Origin of the sequence: Rathayibacter sp. AY1D2 (genome assembly GCF_002932695.1) — a bacterium.
In the GTDB taxonomy this organism is placed as follows: Bacteria; Actinomycetota; Actinomycetes; order Actinomycetales; family Microbacteriaceae; genus Rathayibacter.
The window spans coordinates 1-1,483 of record NZ_PSVX01000126.1 but is presented as its reverse complement, the minus strand read 5'-3'; the positions used below and the strand labels follow the sequence as shown (position 1 = coordinate 1,483).

Here is a 1,483-nt window from a genome sequence, read left to right as displayed (position 1 = left end):
GCCACGATCAACGCCGCAGCAGTCGTCAACGTCATCCATATCGGCTGAACGGTTGACCCATCCGAGCACAGCGGGTTCCAGAGGAACCCCTCTCCCGTCAGGCTGCCTCCGCCGCGGGTCCTGCACGTCTCGCTCGGGTCCCACATGTAGATGGAGGCTACGGCTCCCACGGCGGCTGCAAGCCCACCGAAAACCAAGGCGAGAACGATGGGCGTCGCTGCACTCGGTCGCGGGGGCTCTCCAACGGTCATCGGGACATCATGCACCGCGCTCCACCAGATTGATCAAGAGCCGGAACGTCAGGCCCGGTATCGAGTGGCCCGCGTGGAGGTCATCGCGCCGCGACGGTGAGGTTCAATTCTTCGCCGACGCGCAGAATTTCGTCGGAAGGGAAGCGGAACGGGTTGAGGTAGAACAGGTCATCGGCCGTCATGTCGAATCGTGCCGCGACGTCCTCTGCGAGGTCGTTGCGAGCGACCGTGTACGACGTCGGCATTCCGTCCGTCGATGTCGTTTCGCCACGCGCTGCTGCACGCGGCCCGGCGTCCTGGGCGACGAGATCACTGCGTTGAGGCTTCACGCTCCATTGGACGTCAGCGACAGCAATGATCCTCATCGAGCAGTCGGGGTCGTTCTGGGGCTTGGTGGTGATGACGAGCTGATCGATCGCTGTCGGGTCGCCGTGGAACTCTGCGAGGTTCCGCCAGGCCTTGTAGGGCTTCCCTGGCTCCGCATCCGCGAGACCCATTGGGAAAGCAATGTCGAAACAGGTGGCGCCCTCATCGATCGGGTCCAGCGCTGCCATGACCGCAACGGAACCTGAGGAAGATGCGGTCGCGGCGGGAATGTCGAGCTCGTCTGATGCCAGAGCCAGCCGGCCATCAGCCGCACTCAAACGGATGCTGCCGGCCGTCCCATCGCTCCCCGTGAACGTTGCCACGCCAAGGTCACCGGTCAGTGCGGCGTCGGAGCTGCTGTCTGTGGACACCGGAGGCGGAGCCGGCGGTTCAGGCTGTGGCGTGCATCCCGCGACGACGATCAGGCATGCTGCGATCGCGATCGTTTTTCGCGCCTTCGAGAATGTCCCCACTGGCTCAGGGTAAGCGACGTCCTCGCTCTTCCCTTGGTCGTGCGGTTGGGGCGACTGGATGGAGTGGTCGCGGTTCCCTCCGCTGAGGCCAGCTAGGGGCTACAGCGCCTTGCTAGGGTCCGGACTTATGGATGAGCCCCGAAAGCGCGGACACCCGCTCGTCGTCGCGGGAGCGACGATCGCGGCTGCAGCCGTCCTCTGCGCTTTCGTGTACTACGCCGATCTGGCCGTCTTCCGGACCGAGGGGGACGTGCCGGCGGCCTCGGCCATCGACTTTCCGGCCGGAAGCGAGCTCGTCAGCGAGACCGTCGAGTGCGCCTCCGGTGGATGCTGGCGGCTGTTCTCGGTGCGCCCGCCCGACGCGATGACTCCCGAGCAGCTGTCGAGCGAGCT

General features: G+C 65.4%; 2 protein-coding genes and 1 pseudogene. 1 reads left to right on the top strand and 2 read right to left on the bottom strand.

Going from position 1 to position 1,483, the window contains the following annotated elements; genetic code table 11:
- On the bottom strand, positions 1-251 hold a 251-nt coding region (locus tag C5D04_RS18575), incomplete at its 3' end, for a hypothetical protein (protein ID WP_219815050.1).
- Positions 252-331: 80 nt separating this feature from the next.
- A complete protein-coding gene (locus C5D04_RS18055; RefSeq protein ID WP_146087910.1) occupies positions 332-1,090 on the bottom strand; it encodes a LysM domain-containing protein in 759 nt (252 codons plus the stop codon).
- A gap of 127 nt (positions 1,091-1,217) precedes the next feature.
- Here C5D04_RS18055 and C5D04_RS17725 point away from each other — a divergent pair.
- A pseudogene (locus C5D04_RS17725) lies at positions 1,218-1,483 on the top strand (hypothetical protein); the annotation flags it as partial.